The organism is Bacteroides sp. OM05-12 (assembly GCF_003438995.1).
In the GTDB taxonomy this organism is placed as follows: domain Bacteria; phylum Bacteroidota; class Bacteroidia; order Bacteroidales; family Bacteroidaceae; genus Bacteroides.
The window spans coordinates 1-19,962 of record NZ_QSUN01000040.1 but is presented as its reverse complement, the minus strand read 5'-3'; the positions used below and the strand labels follow the sequence as shown (position 1 = coordinate 19,962).

Annotated in this window: 28 protein-coding genes; 16 read left to right on the top strand and 12 right to left on the bottom strand. The window is 44.8% G+C overall.

All coding sequences use genetic code 11. The features are described 5' to 3' along the window. Nucleotides 1–247: 247 nt before the first annotated feature. From DXB63_RS17190 to DXB63_RS17120, 15 genes are all read left to right on the top strand, one after another. A complete protein-coding gene (locus tag DXB63_RS17190; RefSeq protein ID WP_122127615.1) occupies nt 248–616 on the top strand; it encodes a DUF3876 domain-containing protein in 369 nt (122 codons plus the stop codon). Next, nucleotides 609–1,172: an MT-A70 family methyltransferase gene (locus DXB63_RS17185; protein ID WP_122127614.1), complete on the top strand. Its 564-nt coding sequence runs from the start codon at nt 609–611 to the stop codon at nt 1,170–1,172. The genes DXB63_RS17190 and DXB63_RS17185 overlap by 8 nt, the downstream gene beginning before the upstream one ends. A 16-nt stretch (nt 1,173–1,188) precedes the next feature. After that, nucleotides 1,189–1,818 (top strand): DUF4141 domain-containing protein, encoded by a 630-nt coding sequence (locus DXB63_RS17180; protein WP_199604237.1) that lies wholly within the window; start codon nt 1,189–1,191, stop codon nt 1,816–1,818. Between the two features lie 18 nt (nt 1,819–1,836). Beyond that, a complete protein-coding gene (traJ, locus tag DXB63_RS17175; RefSeq protein WP_122127619.1) occupies nt 1,837–2,883 on the top strand; it encodes a conjugative transposon protein TraJ in 1,047 nt (348 codons plus the stop codon). A 94-nt stretch (nt 2,884–2,977) separates the two neighbouring features. Further along, entirely contained in the window at nt 2,978–3,601 is a 624-nt protein-coding gene (gene traK, locus DXB63_RS17170; protein ID WP_122127612.1) for a conjugative transposon protein TraK, read from the top strand. A gap of 4 nt (nt 3,602–3,605) precedes the next feature. Next, entirely contained in the window at nt 3,606–3,914 is a 309-nt protein-coding gene (locus DXB63_RS17165; RefSeq protein ID WP_122127611.1) for a TraL conjugative transposon family protein, read from the top strand. Then, nucleotides 3,868–5,778: a hypothetical protein gene (locus DXB63_RS17160; RefSeq protein WP_122127610.1), complete on the top strand. Its 1,911-nt coding sequence runs from the start codon at nt 3,868–3,870 to the stop codon at nt 5,776–5,778. The genes DXB63_RS17165 and DXB63_RS17160 overlap by 47 nt, the downstream gene beginning before the upstream one ends. Nucleotides 5,779–5,796: 18 nt before the next feature. Beyond that, complete coding sequence (traM, locus tag DXB63_RS17155) at nt 5,797–7,164, top strand: conjugative transposon protein TraM (protein ID WP_122127618.1); 1,368 nt, start codon at nt 5,797–5,799, stop codon at nt 7,162–7,164. 114 nt (nt 7,165–7,278) lie between these two features. Then, complete coding sequence (traN, locus tag DXB63_RS17150; RefSeq protein ID WP_122127617.1) at nt 7,279–8,355, top strand: conjugative transposon protein TraN; 1,077 nt, start codon at nt 7,279–7,281, stop codon at nt 8,353–8,355. Nucleotides 8,356–8,357: 2 nt separating this feature from the next. Beyond that, nucleotides 8,358–8,939: a conjugal transfer protein TraO gene (locus DXB63_RS17145; RefSeq protein ID WP_122127609.1), complete on the top strand. Its 582-nt coding sequence runs from the start codon at nt 8,358–8,360 to the stop codon at nt 8,937–8,939. A gap of 27 nt (nt 8,940–8,966) precedes the next feature. Beyond that, complete coding sequence (locus DXB63_RS17140; RefSeq protein WP_122127608.1) at nt 8,967–9,416, top strand: DUF3872 domain-containing protein; 450 nt, start codon at nt 8,967–8,969, stop codon at nt 9,414–9,416. A gap of 41 nt (nt 9,417–9,457) precedes the next feature. Continuing rightward, on the top strand, nt 9,458–9,625 hold the full coding sequence (locus DXB63_RS18310) for a hypothetical protein (RefSeq protein WP_233522890.1): 168 nt from the start codon (nt 9,458–9,460) through the stop codon (nt 9,623–9,625). 1 nt (nt 9,626) lies between these two features. After that, nucleotides 9,627–10,700: a hypothetical protein gene (locus DXB63_RS17130; RefSeq protein ID WP_122127607.1), complete on the top strand. Its 1,074-nt coding sequence runs from the start codon at nt 9,627–9,629 to the stop codon at nt 10,698–10,700. Between the two features lie 5 nt (nt 10,701–10,705). Continuing rightward, complete coding sequence (locus tag DXB63_RS17125) at nt 10,706–10,921, top strand: hypothetical protein (protein WP_122127606.1); 216 nt, start codon at nt 10,706–10,708, stop codon at nt 10,919–10,921. A gap of 128 nt (nt 10,922–11,049) precedes the next feature. After that, complete coding sequence (locus tag DXB63_RS17120; protein WP_122127605.1) at nt 11,050–11,298, top strand: hypothetical protein; 249 nt, start codon at nt 11,050–11,052, stop codon at nt 11,296–11,298. 154 nt (nt 11,299–11,452) lie between these two features. Here DXB63_RS17120 and DXB63_RS17115 read toward each other — a convergent pair whose 3' ends face one another. From DXB63_RS17115 to DXB63_RS17070, 10 genes are read right to left on the bottom strand one after another with little or no spacing between them, the layout of a single operon-like run. After that, on the bottom strand, nt 11,453–11,701 hold the full coding sequence (locus DXB63_RS17115) for a hypothetical protein (protein ID WP_122348333.1): 249 nt from the start codon (nt 11,699–11,701) through the stop codon (nt 11,453–11,455). Further along, the gene (locus tag DXB63_RS17110) at nt 11,698–11,922 is read right to left on the bottom strand and encodes a DUF3873 family protein (RefSeq protein ID WP_122127603.1); all 225 of its coding nucleotides are present in this window, start codon (nt 11,920–11,922) and stop codon (nt 11,698–11,700) included. Before DXB63_RS17110 ends, DXB63_RS17115 begins: the two co-directional genes overlap by 4 nt. Nucleotides 11,923–11,928: 6 nt before the next feature. Beyond that, nucleotides 11,929–12,531, bottom strand: a complete 603-nt coding sequence (locus tag DXB63_RS17105) for a hypothetical protein (RefSeq protein WP_122127602.1) — start codon at nt 12,529–12,531, stop codon at nt 11,929–11,931. Between the two features lie 50 nt (nt 12,532–12,581). Then, nucleotides 12,582–12,839, bottom strand: coding sequence for a hypothetical protein (locus DXB63_RS17100; RefSeq protein WP_122127601.1), 258 nt, complete (start codon nt 12,837–12,839; stop codon nt 12,582–12,584). A 25-nt stretch (nt 12,840–12,864) separates the two neighbouring features. Beyond that, nucleotides 12,865–14,193, bottom strand: coding sequence for a PcfJ domain-containing protein (locus DXB63_RS17095; RefSeq protein ID WP_122127600.1), 1,329 nt, complete (start codon nt 14,191–14,193; stop codon nt 12,865–12,867). A 12-nt stretch (nt 14,194–14,205) separates the two neighbouring features. Beyond that, entirely contained in the window at nt 14,206–14,616 is a 411-nt protein-coding gene (locus DXB63_RS17090) for a PcfK-like family protein (RefSeq protein ID WP_122127599.1), read from the bottom strand. 4 nt (nt 14,617–14,620) lie between these two features. Then, entirely contained in the window at nt 14,621–14,878 is a 258-nt protein-coding gene (locus DXB63_RS17085; protein ID WP_122127616.1) for a hypothetical protein, read from the bottom strand. A 30-nt stretch (nt 14,879–14,908) separates the two neighbouring features. After that, a complete protein-coding gene (locus DXB63_RS17080; protein WP_122127598.1) occupies nt 14,909–15,127 on the bottom strand; it encodes a hypothetical protein in 219 nt (72 codons plus the stop codon). A 9-nt stretch (nt 15,128–15,136) separates the two neighbouring features. Next, nucleotides 15,137–15,643: an SLOG family protein gene (locus DXB63_RS17075; RefSeq protein WP_122127597.1), complete on the bottom strand. Its 507-nt coding sequence runs from the start codon at nt 15,641–15,643 to the stop codon at nt 15,137–15,139. Nucleotides 15,644–15,655: 12 nt separating this feature from the next. Continuing rightward, nucleotides 15,656–15,919, bottom strand: a complete 264-nt coding sequence (locus DXB63_RS17070; RefSeq protein WP_122127596.1) for a hypothetical protein — start codon at nt 15,917–15,919, stop codon at nt 15,656–15,658. A 495-nt stretch (nt 15,920–16,414) separates the two neighbouring features. Here DXB63_RS17070 and DXB63_RS17065 point away from each other — a divergent pair, with 495 nt between their 5' ends. Then, entirely contained in the window at nt 16,415–17,341 is a 927-nt protein-coding gene (locus tag DXB63_RS17065) for a ComF family protein (protein ID WP_122127595.1), read from the top strand. Between the two features lie 440 nt (nt 17,342–17,781). Here DXB63_RS17065 and DXB63_RS17060 read toward each other — a convergent pair whose 3' ends face one another. Continuing rightward, nucleotides 17,782–18,459 (bottom strand): leucine-rich repeat domain-containing protein, encoded by a 678-nt coding sequence (locus DXB63_RS17060; protein ID WP_122127594.1) that lies wholly within the window; start codon nt 18,457–18,459, stop codon nt 17,782–17,784. A 213-nt stretch (nt 18,460–18,672) separates the two neighbouring features. Next, a partial coding sequence (locus tag DXB63_RS17055; protein WP_122127593.1) for a leucine-rich repeat domain-containing protein occupies nt 18,673–19,962 on the bottom strand: 1,290 nt, incomplete at its 5' end.

Below are 19,962 nucleotides of genomic sequence, written 5' to 3'. Positions count from 1 at the left end.
AGGCGAGTACTCGGAAACCTATCATAGAAATATGACAAGGCGTTGGGTACTTAGCCTACGCGTACACGACCGAAGAAACGGAAAAGGTAGAGGTATATGCCCTTGCCGATAAGCTGGGCGGTAATATCGAAGCGGCTATCAAGAGGCTGGCGGAAGAACGCAGGAACGGGCAATAGCCATCCGGCGGATTGTAAACTGCTTGGCTGAAAATCAAATCCATTCAAATTAAATCCTAAAAAATGAGACAATGAATTTCAATAGAAAACAATTACTGCTTATGAGCAGCTACCTGATAGGCGTTGCGACTATCATGCTACAAGCCTGCACCGATGTGAAAAGCACAGACCGGGACAAACTTTGTGGAAATTGGGAAAGCGTGGAAGGGAAACCCGACGTGCTGATTTACCGCGAAGGAGATGCCTACAAGATTACGGTATTCAGCCGGACGAGGATGCGCCGGAAGATGAAGCCGCAAACCTATCTGTTGCAGGAAGAGAACGGTAACCTGTTTATCCATACGGGGTTCCGCGTTGACGTGTCATATAATGCGGCGACGGACGTAATTACCTTCTCGCCTAACGGGGATTATGTAAGGATAAAAGAAAAGGATGAATAGAATCGGCGTGTTTGTGATTGATCCGGCATGGCAACTAAGAAAAGGCGGTTTGCGGAAAACGAGGAAGAATCAGGGGCGGGAGCTTGACTATCCGACCATGAGCGTGGATGATATTTTTGTCCTTCTGGATAAGGACATCTTTCCGCAGGCAGAAGAGGAACATTGCGTGTTCATGTGGACTATCGAGCAGTTTCTTATTTCCTGCGAGCATGAGATGCAGCAACGAGGCTATAAACGGCACTGCCGGATGATATGGAACAAGATGAACGGTATCGCTCCCGCCTTTACGGTCCGCTTCTCTCATGAATACCTTATCTGGTATTATAAAGGCAGGCTACCGCCCATTGCGACAGAGCAGCGAGGAAAGTTCACTACGGTATTCGAGGAAAGGAGCAGGCAGCACAGCCGCAAGCCCGATTTCTGCTACCGGATGATCGACACCTTGTATCCCGGTTGCCGTAAGATGGATGTGTTTTCACGGGAGTACCGGGAAGGATGGTATCAGTACGGGAACCAAACGGATTTTTTCAACAAGAGTTCAGAAACCATTAAATGAATGTAAAAGAAAGATTATGAAAAGACTATTATTTATGCTATTGACCTGTGTATTGTGCTTTTGCAATAAGGCAAACGCACAATGGGTTGTGACCGATCCGGGAAACTTCGCCCAAAGCATTATCAATGCTTCCAACAACATTATGCATACTTCCAAAACGGCAACCAATATGGTGTCGAACTTTCAGGAAACCGTAAAGATTTACGAGCAGGGAAAAAAGTACTACGACGCACTGAAATCAGTAAACAATCTGGTAAAGGATGCGAGAAAGGTGCAGCAAGTAATCCTGATGGTAGGCGATATTACGGACATCTATGTGAACAGCTTCCAGAAGATGCTGCATGACGAGAATTTCACGCCGGAAGAGTTGTCGGCTATCGCCTACGGATATACCAAACTATTGGAAGAGAGCAACAACGTGCTGACGGATATGAAGAATGTGGTGAACATCACCACTCTTTCCATGACGGACAAAGACCGTATGGACGTGGTGGACCGCTGTTACCAATCCATGAAGAATTACCGTAATCTGGTGACGTACTACACCAATAAAAATATTTCGGTGTCGTACCTGCGTGCGAAAAAGAAACAAGATACCCAAAGGGTGCTTGCGCTTTATGGAAATGCCAACGAAAAATACTGGTAGCCCATGATGTTGCTTACAATAGAATTTGATAATCTCCATGTACTTCTGCGTAATCTCTACACGGAGATGATGCCCCTGTGTACGGATATGACAGGTGTGGCAAAGGGTATTGCCGGTTTGGGAGCGCTGTTTTATGTGGCGATGCGTGTGTGGCAGTCGTTGGCACGTGCCGAACCGATTGACGTTTATCCGATGTTACGCCCGTTCGTGATAGGCTTTTGCATCCTGTTCTTTCCCACTGTCGTACTGGGGACGCTTAATGCGGTATTAAGTCCTGTCGTACAAGGTACGAACAAGTTGCTGGACGGTCAGACGATGGATATGCAGAAATATCAGGAGCAAAAGGACAAGCTGGAATATGAAATCAATATGCGTAATCCTGAAACGGCTTATCTGGTGTCGCAGGAAGAATACGACAAGCAACTGGAAGACCTCGGCTGGTCACCGGGAGATGTGTGGACCATGACGAAGATGTATCTCGACCGGAAAATGTACCAGATGAAAAAGTGGGTACGTGACTTGATGCGTGAGGCGTTGGAACTGATGTTCGCCGCTTCCGCCCTGCTGATCGATACTTTACGCACCTTCTTCCTCGTGGTGCTGTCCATACTCGGACCGATAGCTTTCGGGATAGCAGTGTGGGACGGGTTTCAAAGTACACTTACGCAATGGTTCAGCCGATATATACAGATTTATTTGTGGCTTCCGGTGTCGGACCTGTTCAGTTCGATACTTGCACGCATCCAAGTGCTGATGTTGCAGGGCGACATCGAAAGGATGCAGAACGATCCGAATTTCTCGCTGGATTCGAGCGACGGGGTGTATATCGTGTTTATGATTATCGGTATCCTCGGTTATTTCACCATACCGACAGTGGCAGGCTGGATTATACAAGCCGGTGGTGGTACGGGTAATTACAACCGTCACGTGAACACTGCCGGGGCATTAGCCGGTGGCATTGCGGGAGCAGTAGCCGGAAACGTAGGCGGACGCGTGGGACGCGGCGCGATGGCTGCCGGACGCTTCGCCAAAAAGGGTATCGGCAAGATTTTCGGCAAGAAATAAAGCGGAGAAAAAAGTCGTCCGGCTCGGAAGTACGAGTTGCCTTGCTTTCCACAACGGGTCGGGCGACCTCCTAAAACATTAAAACAATGAAGAGATGGAATTTAAAAGTTTGAAAAATATAGAGACGTCGTTCAGGCAGATACGCCTGTTCGGTATCGTGTTCGTAACGATGTGCGCCGCAATCGTGATTTATTCCGTATGGAGTTCTTTCGCCTTCGCGGAGAAGCAACGGGAAAAAATTTATGTATTGGACGGCGGCAAGAGCCTAATGCTCGCCTTGTCGCAGGACCTTTCCCAAAACCGTCCTGCCGAAGCAAGGGAACATGTACGCCGTTTTCACGAGCTGTTCTTTACCCTTTCACCGGAGAAGAGCGCAATAGAGCACAACGTGAAACGTGCGCTGTTGCTGGCGGACAAGAGTGCGTATAACTATTATGCCGATTTTGCCGAGAAAGGGTATTATAACCGACTGATAGCCGGAAATATTAACCAAGTGCTGCAAGTGGACAGCGTGCTGTGCAATTTCGACCGTTACCCCTATGAGGTCAGTACCTATGCCCGACAGATGATTATCCGGCAGAGCAATGTCACCGAACGAAGCCTTGTGACAACGTGCCGCCTGCTGAACGCAAGTCGTTCGGACGACAACCCGAACGGATTTACGATAGAGGGGTTCACCATATTGGAAAACAAAGATTTACAAACCTTAAAACGATAGGCTTATGATACGGAAATTATCAGATCTGTTCGACCAATGGCTGCGTCGCATGTGCGGACGGCTGACACCGGGCAAAAGACTGGCGGTGATACTTACGATGCTTCTTTCTTTCAGTTTTCTTTCCGTTTACATGACCATCAGTTCCATTTATAACATGGGCAGGCGGGATGCGGAAAAGGATTTTTTGGAAATAGAGCATATCCGGGATTTAGACCTGCGCCCGGAGCGTGGGGATAGCATACAGGATCTTTATAAATTCTATGATTATGGGATTATTCCAAACGATACGGCAGTGGCAGGATGCAAGGCGTGAACGGAAGGCAAACGACCGGATGGAGAGGCTGGCGGAGCAGATTGTGCTACCGGCAAAGATGCGGGATTTCGAGAGTATGAAAGGGTTGTTCGATAAGTACCGCTATGCTCCGTCCATTGTCCAACGTATGACGGAACATCTGGCGGCACAAAACCTGATACGTACGCCTGAAGATGCGGCGAACCGGGACGTGCTGGCGATGATGGAGAGCCTGAAGAATACAGACTATGCGTTGAAGACAGGCGTACGGCTTGTTTATACGCCTACGGAAAATACCGGAACCCTTCACCGGATGATTGCTATGCACACGTTTATGCTGAATGAGTACGGCAACACCCACCGGGACTGTAAAGTGCCCCTACCGGAACGCAATGAGGTGTATTCCGCCAAACGGATACTGAACGAATGCCGGAAGGAACAAGACGCAGAGGAACTGGCAATGCTGGCGATCATCGGCATAGAGCCATCGGAGTATGTGAAACTGCGGTATAACCTGAAAGAAGAGTATTCGCCCCATAAACGGTTGAATCCGGAGGGGAACTTTAAACGGGTACTGTCAGGCAAGGCTGCGGACATTCTGGAAAAGGAGTTTGCAAACAAGCTGCCGTTGACTTTCGTCATGGGGATGAAGCACGACCGGGAGATATTGCGGCTGTTTTCCGCCCAGCCGGATTCGGACAGCTATCTCCGTATTTCCGCACCCTGCAATGCTTTCGATGTGCTGCCGAGAGAGACAAAGGAAGAACGGCTGGTGCGTATAGCAAAGGCATACGCACATCTGGATATGCGTATCTCCCGGATGACGGGTGGAAAACCGATGCTTCCCTACGAACGGTTCCTGAACGAACCGTTGTTTACGGATGCTTTCAGGCGGAAAGATTACCTTCCCTTGTGTGACCTGGTACGTTTGAACCGTGACAACGTGCAGTTGATAAGAGAATGGACGGAACAGATTGCCAAAGCTCCACTTCTTTGCAATGTCGGGGAAACGGTAAATCCGCTACTGGGCAGTCTGATTACACAACTGAACATCACCCGTCACGGACAAGAAACGGGGATTATTCCGGGGGGAAAAAACAAAGAGGTATCTCCGTTGCACCTTATAAATGCCTATTACACGGTGATGCGGCATGAACATTCGGTCCGCTTTACGGGAGCGAACCTGCCCATCCCCACGCCGGAAGAGTTACGGACCGCTACCGGGGTGCTCGACCGGGTAAGGCGGGGATATGACCGGGATGAATTACGCCGTACGGCTGCGGGAAAGGGCGAGCCTTCGGACTATGTAAAAATCCGTTACGGGTTGTCGGATTCGTATCAGAAGGTGAGTAGTCTGCTCCACCTGCGTGCGGAAGAGGCACTGGCGGACAACTTTTATTCGATGGCTTCACTGAAAGAGAAAGCGGATAAGGTGGAAGAGAATATCCGGCAGATGGCAAGCTCTCATGCACAAGGTATTTCGGAGGGAAAAGTGCCGGACAATCCTTTGGATGCACTTCGCAACGATAAGGAAATGCTGGATATTATCACTAACCGACATTGGGGCGAGTATGCCGTACCGGACAGGAATTTCCAGTTGAGGTACGGACTGGACGTTTTTTTCGATGCAATCGGAAAGATTGAACAGAGGCGGCAGGGTGAACCGGATTTGAAGGAGCATTTCGATTTCCTCACGTCACAGCAGGAAAACGTACTCCGGTTTGAAGCCTCCCACGAAGGTGAACGGATTGGTGACAAGCTCTCTTATCTGGAATACAGAAGAAACAAGGATGCTCCGAAGCAGGATGAAGGGATGAGTAATAGACAACAGGAAGGACTTTCCCAACGGGGACAGCCGTCCAAGCAAAGAAAACCAACTTTTTAACCGTAATACGAAATGAATATGAATTTGAAAGAACTATTAAAGAAAAAGGATGCAGGCAGTAAGCCCGATGAAAAGCCGGAAGGTAAAAAGCCACTGACCGAAGCGCAGCGCATCCGGCGAAACAAGATGATTGTGTTTCCGGCTATGGGACTTCTCTTTCTCGGCTCGATGTGGCTGATTTTTGCACCGTCCGAGAAGGATAAGGAGAAAGAGAAGCTGGGACAAGGCTTTAATATCGAAATGCCTTCACCCGAAAACGGAGGCATTATCGGTGATAAGCAGAAGGCTTATGAACTGGCGCAACTGGAAGACAAGCAAAAATCCCGCAACCGTCAGATGCAAGATTTGGCTTCACTCTTTGCGGCAGATGAAAGCAGTACACCGACGGAAGAAAACGAGGAATATGACCTGCTTTCCTCCGAGCCACACAGCAAGGCAGGCAGCTATGCAGGCGGGACATCAAGTGTGCAATCTTCCGCTACGGCATACCGGGACATTAACCGCACATTGGGAAATTTCTACGAGCAACCGCAAGAGGATAACGAAAAAGAAGAGTTGCTCCGCCGGATAGAGGAACTGGAAACACAACAAGCAGCACGGGAAAACGGAGCGCCGACCGTTGACGACCAGATGGCGTTGATGGAGAAGTCGTACCAGCTTGCGGCGAAGTATATGCCGGAGAACAATCAGGACGACAAGAAAGGAAAGGACGAAGAACGGGCACGCGCAGAAAAGAAGCGGAACGGTAGCCTTGTGAACGGGAAAGCCGGTGTCGCAGCCGTGTCGCAGGTGGAACGTGACGTTGTAACGGCACTCCCGCAGCCGATGAGCCATGCGGAATTTCTGGCGGCTTGTTCCGGTGAACGGAACTATGACTTTCACACTGCCGTCGGTACGGCGGCGGTATCGGAAAAGAATACCATTTCGGCGTGCGTGCATGGGAACCAGACCGTCATGGACGGGCAATCGGTACGGATGCGCCTGCTGGAACAGGTGGAAGTAGCGGATATGTTGATTCCCCGCAACGCCATTATCGTAGGTGCGGCGAAGGTGCAGGGCGAACGGCTGGAAGTGGCAATCAGTTCGCTGGAATACAACGGCACGATTGTACCCGTAGAATTGGCGGTTTTCGACAGTGACGGGCAGGAAGGTATTTTTATTCCGAACTCAATGGAAGTGAGTGCAGCCAAAGAAGTGGCTGCCAACATGGGAAGTTCGTTAGGGAGCAGTATCAATATCTCTACCGATGCCGGGGCGCAACTCGCTTCGGATTTGGGTAAGGGCGTGATTCAGGGGGCAAGCCAGTATATCGCCAAAAAGATGCGGGCGGTGAAAGTGCATCTGAAATCCGGGTACAAGGTAATGCTGTACCAACCGGAAAAGTAACATAAATCAAATTTAACTGTATTGAAATTGATAGAGGAACAGAAAGAAAACGGTTTGGAAAACAAACCGGAATTATCTAAACATTTTTTATTTACCACTAAATCCACAATTAGAATGAAGAAGTATTTTGTAATGATGTTCGCCCTGATTATGGGCGTATGTGCGGTAAAAGCGCAGGAAGTGAAAACAGAAGGAAACGGCACGGTAAAAGTACGGAAGGTGTCGGAAGTGAAGGTTTCCAAAGAGGGTGTTCAGGAAGCAACGGAACAGCCGGAAACGGACGTGCCGGATGAAAGCGGGAAACTGACCTTACAGAAAGATGTGTATTCCCTGCAAGGGGAAGACGGGGACTTGTATCACGGACTCTCCCGCAAGCTGACCTTTAGTCAGATGATACCACCGCACGGACTGGAGGTGACGTATGGTAAGACAGTGCATATTCTTTTTCCGGCAGCGGTGCGTTATGTAGATTTGGGATCGCCTGACCTGATTGCAGGCAAAGCGGACGGGGCGGAAAACGTGATCCGGGTGAAAGCAACGGTGAAGAATTTCAAAAGTGAAACGAATATGTCGGTGATTACCGAAGACGGTTCGTTCTACACATTTAACGTGAAGTATGCCCAAGAGCCGCTGCTTCTGAATGTGGAAATGTGCGACTTTATCCATGACGGCAGTAGCGTGAACCGTCCGAACAATGCCCAGGAAATCTACCTGAAAGAACTCGGCAGCGAAAGTCCGATGCTCGTACACCTGATTATGAAGTCCATCCACAAGCAGGACAAAAGAGAGGTGAAACATATCGGCAGCAAAAGGTTCGGTATCCAGTACCTTTTGAAAGGTATCTACACGCATAACGGGTTGCTGTATTTCCATACGCAGATAAAGAACAGTTCCAATGTGCCGTTCGACGTGGATTTTATCACGTTTAAAATCGTGGATAAAAAAGTAATGAAGCGTACTGCCATTCAAGAGCAGGTGATTTTCCCACTACGTGCCTATAACTACGTTACCCGCATCGCAGGAAAAAAGAATGCCTGCACGGTGTTCACGATGGATAAATTCACTATTCCCAATGACAAACAGCTTGTAGTGGAACTGAATGAGAAAAACGGGGGCAGGCATCAATCGTTCGTGATTGAGAACGAGGACCTCGTGCGTGCGAAAGTGATTGATGAACTAAAAGTACAGTAACCATGAAGCGGTGTCTATTGGTTTTAACAGCGATGCTTGCCCTCTTTGCAGGGCAGGCATACGCCCAGCGCTGCCTTCCGAAGATGAAGGGCGTTGAATTGAGAACGGGAATGACGGATGGTTTCTATGCCGGTACTAACCGGGCGGAAACGGGATATTATTTCGGTGCGGCACTCTCTACCTATACCAAAGGGGGTAACAAATGGGTGTTCGGCGGTGAATACCTTTTGCGTAACAGTCCCTATAAAAGTGATTACATTCCGACAGCGCAGTTTACAATGGAAGGCGGTTATTCTTATAACTTCCTTTCGGATGCCCGGAAAATATTCTTCCTCTATATTGGCGGGTCAGCACTGGCGGGATATGAAACCATGAATTGGGGTGACAAGAGTTTACCGGACGGGGCAAGGCTGACGGGAAAGGATGCTTTTGTGTATGGCGGAGCCGTTACGCTGGATTTGGAAATTTATGTTGCAGACCGGGTGGCTTTGCTGGCAAACGTGCGGGAGCGTTGTCTGTGGGGTGGCTCGTCAGGGCATTTCCGTTTCCAGTTCGGTGCGGGCGTGAAATTTATAATCAACTAATTATCAATCTGAAAAAATAGAAAAGCAATGAAGAAGATATTTTCAAACCTATTTGTATGCGGCTGTATGCTTGCCGCGCTTTTTTGCCTTGTGGCTTGTGATAATGATTTGGACGTGCAACAGGCTTATGCGTTTACGGTGGAAATGATGCCTGTCCCGAATAAGGTCGCCAAAGGGGAGACAGTAGAGATACGTTGCGAACTGAAAAAGGAAGGTGACTACAAGAATACGCTTTATACCATCCGTTTTTTCCAATTTGAAGGGACGGGAACGCTGAAAACAGAAAACGGTATTGTGTTTAAACCTAATGACCGTTATCTGTTGGAAAATGAAAAGTTCCGGTTGTACTACACTTCGGGAAGTACGGAAGCACAGAATTTTATCGTAGTCATAGAAGATAACAACGGGCAAGCCTTTGAGATGGAGTTCGATTTCAATAATAATGATAAGAAGGATGAGGAAGGGGGTGTCGAGTGATTGACTATGCAAAGTTTTCGCATGGTGATAAGAGCGATGAAATGCAGTATAACAATATGGGTGGCGTTCCTTTCGGTTCAAGTTATGTGTGCCATAAGGTTTTGCCCAAACAGATTGTTTTTGAAAGCCTTACGGCGGACAAAAGACTGAGCCGGATGTACGGGGACGTGGAGCAAATAGGACTATCAATTAAAACAGAGAAGGAATAATATGACACAAGAAAAAAAAGACAGAGAGACAATACGGGAGAATCCGTCGTATTTCCTAAGCCTTCCACCGGAAAGGAAGACGGAAAACGTGTGCTGGGAAGCGGTTAATGCCGATGCGGAGAATATCCGGCATGTGGATGAGGGGACACTTACTTATGAGATTGTCGGCATTGCGTTGTCGAGCAAACCCGAAGTGCTGCGTGAAATACCGCACGAGGCTTTAAAGAATCTGTTACCTTATATTCTTAACGATAACGATGAAATGCTGGCAACGCTTCCGAAGGATGTACTGACAGCGGATTTATACCACGCCATTGTAAAGGAGAACGGGCATAACCTGCAACATGTACCGGAAGGAATGAAGACGCCGGAATTGTGCCGGACGGCATTCTTTTCCACACAAGATTTGGGTTTTGACCATTGCGCCATCCTGAATTATATCCCTTACCCGGAAGTTTGTCTGGAAGGTCTGAAAGATAGCATTAACAGTCTTGACGCGATTGACCTTGCCCATACGTTGCGTCCCGAAGTTATCAATAAAGAGATTGCCGGGTTTCTTGTCGGACATGACGGGTGCTGCCTTTCGTGCATCCCGGTACATTTGCAGACGGAAGAACTGGCGATGCAAGCCGTAAGTGTATCGGGTAATCAGGCATTGAGCTACACAACGGTACGTGAGGACTTGAAAACGGAAAAAGTATATCTGGCAGGCATGGGAAAAGACAGCTTTCAGTCATATCTGCACATACCGGAACAGAAACGGACACCGGAAATTTGCCTTGTTGCGGAAAAGCTGTATCCACAGCTTTTTGAGAAAAGACCGGAGGTGATACCCGAACACGTAAAAAAGGGCTGTAACATTTATACGTTGAGTAAAACTCTGGAAGGTGCAACGGGCAAAAAGTACGACGTGGAAGAGGTGAAAAGGCTCTATAACGGAGGAACACTCCGTGCAGACCGCTTCATCACACCGGGCGGAACGCTGAGAAATCAGAAAGTGTACTTTGATAAGGAAAAGAAAGAGTTCTCTTTCAAGCCGTTGAAGCAGGAAAAGCGGAAAGGATTCAGAAGGTAGGCGTTATGGTGAGAGTGACGATAGAAGTAGCGGGATATGTACTTGAAACGAGATTGGAGAGCGTGCCGCAAGTAGGCGACGAAGTGGAACTGACGGCGGGGATGCTGACCGATACTGCTGTACCAAAACATTGTATCGGATATGTGTATCTGGTTACGGGTCGCAGATGGAAGCAGGAAACGGAAACTCTTTGCCAACTGGAACTGAAAAAGTTACTGTAAAATACTCCTATGTCCATTGAAACGGAGCGATTACCCGACCGGGTAGTCGCTCCGTTTTTTTTGCATATAGCAGGCAGTTACTATGTAAAATATTTATATTTGTAGGTAGTAATACAAACCATAAAGTCATGGCAACAATTTATAAAATTATAGGCGGGGGAGAAAAAGTTTTGCAAAATGTACAGGCAGGTGTACCAACCGAATATATCAAGGTGGAAAATTCGGATTGGGCAGAGAAACGGGACTGTAACGGTCAGGATTTCTCCACTAATATAATGTGGTGTACCAATTTGGAGATTTTACAGCGATGGGCAGATGATTGGGCGGGGTGTGAAGTGGAGCTGGTGGAAACAAAAGAAAAGGAGGAACCGTTTTAGCATAAAGTTCAAATGCCGTATCTAATATTTACGGCATAAAAAATAACCTCCGAACCTTCGGAGGTTTGAACAAGGGCTTTTTGCTACTTTTGTGCCGCCTTAGCTCACTGTCAAAAGTAGCCGCCGGACGGCTTTTACCGTCCGACTGCTTGCTTTATTGCCTGGAATATACCTTTCTTAGCAGGAAATACCATGTATGCAGATTTACGCTGTATGCTGCATCCGTTTCACAAACACCTTTCTTGAAATGGTGCTCCAATCTCAAACAGGCAAGTTCTGAACCGAAAGCATAAATATCTTCTTCCATGACTTCCACTGTGATGGTTTCTCCCGCTACTTTAGACCAATCATTTATTATCCGCTGTAACTTATCGCCTTGCATATAATCTTGTAAAACAGTCATTTCTGCACCTCCTTAGCTTTTGTCCGTAACCATTCGTCACGCTTATTCCTGCACTCTTCCAATGTCGGTTTGACGGTCGAAAACAGTGTGCCGTCCACGTCTCTGTAATCGTATTGGATATAGGTCTTTCTCGGTTTGTGCGAGAAACTGAATTTTTCGTATTTTTCAGTACCTGCCGTTTGGCAGGTGCTTACTCCGTTAATAGTCATTTCTGTTGCCATAATCGTTTATTTTATAATTTGTTCCTGCTTGAAACCATTCAGACAATAAAGAACGGCTTCTTCTTTTGTCTTGGCATTGTATATATACTTTGTCGGACTTTCTGATTGATAGGCTTTAACTTGGTATTTGCCTCTTTTACGGATAATATAAACATTCCAAAGGTCGTGAAACATAAACTTGAACCGCATACTTTCGCCCTCCTTAAAATCTCCACCTTCGAGAAAAGAGTTAAATTCATCTTTGCCAACCATTACCGTACAATCCATATCGGCAAACTTTCGTCCCGCTACCACTTTGGCATAACGGTATTCATTTTTGAAAGTATAGCTGTCTTTATAATATTGAAGAATTTCTGTCGGAGTGACTTCTATCGGTTCTCCTTCTATGGTGAATTGATATGTTCTGTCGTAAAAATCTTTAGCGTGTTGCAATGACCTTTCCGCTATTGCACGTGTTTCTTCCGAATACACATCGTAATCATAGATACGGATACCGTCCTGCTTCAGTTCGCTCACGAAAGATGAAATATAATCACCCGTTGGGAATGAGATTTGCAATAGCCATGTACCCTTTTCTTCGCTGTGTAAAATGAAATAATACTTTTCCATGTTATCTGTTTTTATGGACTGGCTATTATGCCAGTCCGATTAATAAAAAATTAAAAATGTACAGACAAAAGTCTGTTGGCTAAAATCATGTCGGGGTTGCTCGTATAGCGTTGGTGTAACCAAAAATGGTGCGAGCCGTAGCCGTAAGCAAAGAATTTGTCCAGTTCGTTTGTTTCGGCAAACTTTCTGATACTATTTCTCAATTCTTCTTCGTTCCTTGTCAATGTAATGACATTGATAAGGGTAAGGAGCATTTCGGGAATTTTATCATCCCACATACAAAGCATTGTTTCAAATCTGACTTCCATAATGTTGCTATTTTAAAGGTTTGTATTATGCTGCGTTCATCATCCGTTGCTGTATGAGACGGATATTTCGATTTACAAGGTTTATTATCCGTTTGTGGTATTGGGTATCTTCATTTCTAATACCACGAGATTGAACGATTTGCAGGGTTTCCAACGAGATTTCTATTGTTTCTATCCGTTTGTCACCGATACGTGCGGAAAGGATAAGAGAATCAGTTTTCTTGAAATAATCGTTCGTAAAAACGCAATGGTGCATTGCCTTTCCTTCCTCGTAAAATTCCTGTACGCTTTGAAGGACTTGGATACAGAGTACACCATCCGAAAAAACAATGTCGAGATACTTGGCTTTCATTTCGGCATAGATGCGTTCATTCTCCTGCATCTGTTCCAATTTCCTGCGTATCGCTTCCTGCTTTTCAATTTCCCGTCTGCGTTCCCATTCCCTTTCCTGCCGTTCCCGCTGTCTGTTACGCATTGCCACTAAATTGTCGTGCTCTGTTTTCAAATCAGTTGGGCATACGTATTTAGCGTTCTGCGTGTCCTTGTGGAAGTGGTTCAACAGTTCGATATAATCGCACCACATCGTTGCATCTTTGATTATATATCCGTTACGGACGCAGATTTTTACGGAGTTCCAAAGACTTCCCATCTTACGGGGAAAGTGTACGAAATGAGGTAATATGGCGTGTTGTCCTGCTTTCAGCAAAGTTTCGACTTTGCTGTCGTTCAGAAGCGATTGTAAGAATTTGACGGGACTGGCATTGTGGAAACTACCCTTAAATCCGTTGCGCTTGAATATCGGCAGGACACGCACACGTGGATAGCAATCGTAGTTTGAAATAATGTCGTATATTTCATGGTGCGGTCGTATCTCTATGTCGCTGTTGAAACACCATAAGTCTTTATATAACCCCATTCCTCTTAACTTAGCCATCGTGATAATCTTGCCATTAGGCATTATCCACCGCTGCGCCACTTCGCTATAAAAATAGTCGGTTGCCCTGCCTTTCTTGCTTTCTGCCTTAATCATCACGATACGCACCACTTGGAAGCCTTTGCAGGTGGTTACGACACAGAAGTAAAGGCACTGTTTAAACGTGCGTTTGCGTGTGTCATTTACCTTTAGTTCCTTTCCGCAACAGGGACAAGTACATCCGCAAACGGTATCTACTAACGTGGTTTCGCTTTTCCATGTGTGACCGCAATCGCCACACGTGAGGGTGTCCTTTGCTGTACGGTAAGCAATATGTTCAAAACAATGGTTGTATGCCCATTCCACTTGTTTCCCGGTGATAGGTTTAAGTCTTTTGCTTAATACTGCTATCTGTTTTTGCTGTGCTGTTCTCGGTTTCATAATCTTGGAATTTTAGAATAATGTCATTTGTACGTTGGTGTTATTGTTCTCTTTCTTGGTTGTGGGCTTGCGCTGCGTCATTCTCTGATAGGCTTCCCTCTGCACTCTTTCAATAGCTTGCTTGCGTGCTTCCTCTTTTTCTTCGCAAGTGAGTTCCACCACATGATTGACCGTTACTCTTGCGTTTATCGGCTTGCCTACTTCGATATTGTCCTCGTCATAGTAGTGTACTGCCATCGAATAGATTTCTCCGTCCGTGAAGCCATTACAACCGCTTTTCTGTACTTCGTTCAGAATATAGGTGCAGCAATCGTTTATGTTCTTCCCTGCCTTTTTATAGGTGGCAGCGAAGAGTATATCTTCCGCTGCACGCTGTGACAAATAGGCTTGTATCGTTCTCTTGAAATGGGGTGTTGTATCCATGATGTTAAATTTTAGATGGGTTGTCATTCGTGAAAATTATATTGCAGTCCTCTACTTCGGCAGGTAAACCGAAAAGGGGACAATGTGAGAAATAAGGCTGTGCATTTCCTTCTTCGTCCGTCATGGGCGAAACGGTTTGCACTTTCCAATTATTCAGCCAATTATCTATCATTCGGATTTCTTCATCCGTCAGTCCCGTTGCATCATCGTTTATGAGGTAACACAGACTCCATGTAGGTATCTTTTCTATGCTTGTATTCATTTCCATTGTGATTGTCATTTTAAAAGGTTGTTAAACGGTTGCTTGAATAATCTCCATGAGGTATTGCGGGTTTACCTCGCTGAAACAGTATGAGATAAACTCTTTCCGTGCTTCTGCACACAATTCCCTGTAAAGTTCCCGTAACGTGCTGATATTGCCGTTCAGATAGGTTTCTACCATGTATTCGTAGATGTTCTCCACTTCGTAATATCTGCATTGCTGCGCTACTGTCTTGCTGTATCGTTTCATAAGGCTGTATTATTTGAATAGGTTGATAATCTGTTTATTGTCCTGCTGCGCTTTCTTGATGGTGTAGAAAGTTCCTCCCTTGAATATGCCGTCCCAATAGGCGATTACTACACTGGCGTGTTCCGTCAGATAATCGTTCCTGCGGTGGAAACACCCCCTGTAATAGCTTTCGGAAAGTATTATCACTTCGTCCGCTTCATTCAACAGGATTTGATATTGTATCTTATCCAACGGTTCGTAACGTGCGGATTGGTTACGGAACGGGACAACGGCTATCAAACGGATGTCGTTGTACTTCCACTTGCAAACGGTTACTGCGGACGCTGCCAATAAATCGAAGCCTTCCGCCATGCCGTTATAAAAAGTCCTGCATCCCTGTTTATACAATGTTTCCACCTGCTCAATGACGGCAAGTTGTATCTGTCCGAGAATACACGGATTACTTCCGCTTACTTGTAAGATGCGCTCTTTCCTGTGTCCTGTGAACGCTACTGCATGAGTGTTGTCTGCTGCCATAAACGTATCGTATTAAAGGGTAAGTAACCAAAGGATAAGACCGAAGAAAGCAGCCACCGAAGCCAAAGCAATGATACAGCCGACTGCAAACTGAATGATGCCACCTGCGATATTTGCCACCAGCGAGAGGATGAAATAACCTGCCCAAAGGATAACGACCACCACCATTTTCACAACTGCCATCCCTAACCGAGCCGCCATTCCCAATAATTTATGCGGGAATAGATTCGCAGCAACGATATTGTTTCTAAATGTATTTTCTTTTCTTGCTTTCATAATCACGACTTTTTTTTTATGCGTTAATGAGTTGTTGCAACTGACTTGTTTCGTGGGCTTCTTTAAGGCAGAGCGTTTTACAGAACCAAATTTTTTTGGCAGAATACTACCCGGAGCTTGCGCAGGTGTGGAGATTGTGACACAAAAAATTTGGTACGCCCGTAAAACCCTGACTTATCTTTGCCCGCGCAACAAGTTAGTTGCTTGCAAACAACTTGTTAACTTCAAGAATAAAATGGAGTGATGGTAAGTGAAAGCAAGGGGAGAAATCTGAAAACAAGATTGTTGCAAGCTATTCCCGTGAAATTGAGATAGCTTGCTATTTTCCCAAAAAACGAAAAGGAAAATAAGAAAGATGAGTTGCGCTCTGTCCGAAAAGCAGCTCTTTCCAAAGTGAAGTGAGAAAAAACACTAAAAAAGAAATATTCCTGCTGCCTTTGTTCTCCAAACGGGCGGTTTTAGTCTATATTTGGAAAACCCTATGTTTATAAGCCTATGATAGAAAGTTACGAACTTCCCTTAGCACGAGAATATAAAGAAGAACTGGACGAGCCGCCGGGAGAAGAAATGTGCCGATGTCTGTTGAAAGAGATAAAAGGCGAGTTCCTGATTATGCAGGACGAGGAGGATAAGTTCTATTACCTTCGTAGGAATGATTGCGATCTGGTACACGTATGCGGAAAGCATAATTGGTGTATCATCCATGAAAGCCGGTTTAACAAGGACTTGATGATCGGTATCGGACTGGCTGACATAGATACGTTTGAATCATGTTTCTACCGGGTGAAAGACCATGACACGCGGCAGATGTGGAAAGATATTCTGAATTTCGTGTTTTTCAAGAGTTTTTCTGTCCCGTCGTATTTTCTGTACAACAGCAAATTCAAAGGGCAAACGGAACTTGACGGAACAGATTGTTATTATATACATGACTATTTCCCTTCACATTGCGGACGGGTTCATATAGACCGGGAACGGGCAAGGCATTCGGTATATGCGTTTAAAGATGGCGAGAAGCCGTATCTGTGGGCAAAGATTTTTTCGCTGTGTATTGAGCAGCTCCCGGTCTTTCAAGAGATACGAGAGAACGCCGTGCTGATTCCTATTCCTGCATCTACGAGGGAAAGAAATGTGCAGCGTTATGCGAGATTCTGCCGGATATTGTCGAATATCCTAAAGATTGAGGACGGGTTCAGGGCAATATGGATAGCCCAAAGCCGGGAGCAGTTGAAAGGAACGGTAGGTACTGATAAACTGGAAAATATAGAGTTCAATGCAAAGTATATCAAAGGAAAGGATGTGATTCTTTGCGATGATGTGACTACGACCGGACAAAGCCTGATTCAGATGAAGCGGAAAATGCTGGAGCTGGGCGCAAAGTCGGTCATAGGGGTATTCATGGCAAGGACAATAGAAACGTAAAAGGAAGCTGTTCTGGAAGAATCGTGTTTCACTCGTTGAAGAGAAAGCGGGTGACAATCATAAAAGCTACCGCTTGCACAGCCGTATGAAAGAAGTGTCCCGTCTGTCAATGTGGTGCTTGCACCTGCTTGCAGACGGGATATTTCTTTAGGCTGTGCCGTAGTCTGAAAATGGTTGCCTGAACTTGTGAGGGTAACGGTTTTCAGACGAAAATACGGGCTTTTATGCCGCTTTAAATGAGTGAATCGGTATAGATGAAAAAGTAAGTAAAATTATCTCCGAACATCGCTTGCGATTTCAAAATAAGTCGTACCTTTGTAATTGAAGAGTTATTTGAAATATGCAAATCACAGAAGTCCTAAACATTCTGTATTGCGCTAATTCGTAACCTATCAAGGGTTACAATAGCAAAAAAACGATTTAATACTCTTAGTTTTCAATTACTTCCATAAAATTTCATACCTTCTTAACGCAAAGAATGCATATTCCCTTATGTTTTCCAAACCTTCCGGAAGATTCATTTCTTCCATTCGGGTATCATAAAAAGCCCAAGCTCCTATCTTTTTCAACGACTGTGGCAGTACAAGTTTTTTAAACGCCTTACAACCACTAAAACAATTGTTTGGAATCTCTGTGATACCTTCCGGAATAACAAGCGGATTTGCAGAAAACCACTCGCAACGCCAAAACAAACCATCCGATAATTTCTTTAAAGAAGCTGGAAGATTAATCTCCTGAATACGAGAATTAGTAAAAGCAAATCGACCAATTTCAACTACGTTATCAGGCAAGATTACCCGTCGTATATTAAGAAAATCAAATGTCACATCCGGATAATAAAGAGCATATTCCGGAATCGTATTATTCTCAATAGTCGCATATTCCAAATTGATCACTGTCAATTTTCCAAAACGGGCACAATTATATAATGTTCTGAAATCCGCCTTATTTATAGTACCTTTTACTACAATCGAATCCATTTCATCCCAATCGTCATCCAAATTATTATCCAATTCTCCCGGAGCGGGAACAGTGATAACTTTATAAGATTGAGCAACACTCAGTGAAGTCATTAGCAACAAGCATAGTAAGCTAAAGATGTATTTATTTAATTTCATACGCTTTGTATCATTAAGAACGTTTTGTCATAGTAATTTCATATTTTTATTCGAGTAGATGAGAAGAACCTACCATACAAATTTTATCCCCCCTTTCATAAGTTGCATGGTTTAATATTTTTATTTAATACAAATATACATTTAATAATAATCACCTCAAAATAAAGAACTTACATTCTTTAAAATATTATTTTAGCAAAAGACATTCAGTGCTTACTTCACTACCACTTTTTCAGTTTCCCGACCTGCCTTCACCAAATAAATCCCCGGTGAAACCGTAAGAGCAAATGTACCGACCACTTTTTCTTGCCGAACCAGATTTCCATTAACCGCATAAACACTGACTCTTGTCGGTATATCCGTAGGATTGTTTATTATAATCTCTCCATCGGAGATACTGACCGTACAGCTTGGCGCGAAGGTTATTCCACAGGAAGAAGGGAAATTATCGGTTTCTACTACTTGCTGAAAATCCTGCCAACCGGAAGCATTACGATATAAATCGCCTGAACCTTTAGGAACATAAAGAGTACAATTTTTACCAGACCAATAGAAAGGTCCATCATAATCATTAATAGGATCTAATTCAGCTATCGGAGGAGTTTTAGCCATACAATATACTTTTTGAAGATATTTTAATCCATTAAATGCACCTTCTTCTATCAATTCAAGGGTTTCAGGAAACACAAATTCCACAACATTTGTTGCTTCAAAAGCATAAAAACCAATACTTTTTAATTTTTTAGGCAGCTTGATATAATTTAAATCATAATCCAATTGAAAGGCACAGTTTCCAATCCTAGTTACTCCATCAGGTATAATAATGGTATCTATTTCATTGCTGTAAGCTAAAAACAAGTCGGGAATTTCAGTGACGCCAAGTGGAATATTTATACTCCTCAAACTATCTGTCATTGCAAAAGCACCTATTCCCAAATGAATTACACTTTCAGGAAGCACAACTCTCCTTAATAAGAAAGAACTCCAAAACGCTGAATTCCCGATAGAATCCAGTCCTTCCGGAAGATTCATTTCATCCATTCGGGTGTTATAAAATGAAAAACCATCTAATATTTTTAATGATTGGGGTAGCACCAGTTTCCGAAAACTCTGGCAATGGGCAAAACACTCCCATGGAATTTCCGTAATACCTTCAGGAATGACAAGAGGATCTACTTCCATCCAATGGCATCCGCAGAACGAACCCGCTGAGAACTTTTTTAAAGAGGCAGGAAAATTTATTTTCTTGAGACGCATATTTGAAAAAGCCCATTCTCCTATCTCCGCGATATTATCAGGTAAAATAATACGTTGAATATTAAGATAGTCATCCGTAATATTAGGATAAAAAAGGGCATAATCAGGAATCCTGTTACCTTCTATTGTCGCACCCTCTAAATTAAGGACAGTCAGTTTTCCTAGATGTGAACAACTATATAAAGTCTGGAAATCCACCTTATTGATAGTGCCTTTTACTACAACAGAGTCTATTTTATCCCAATC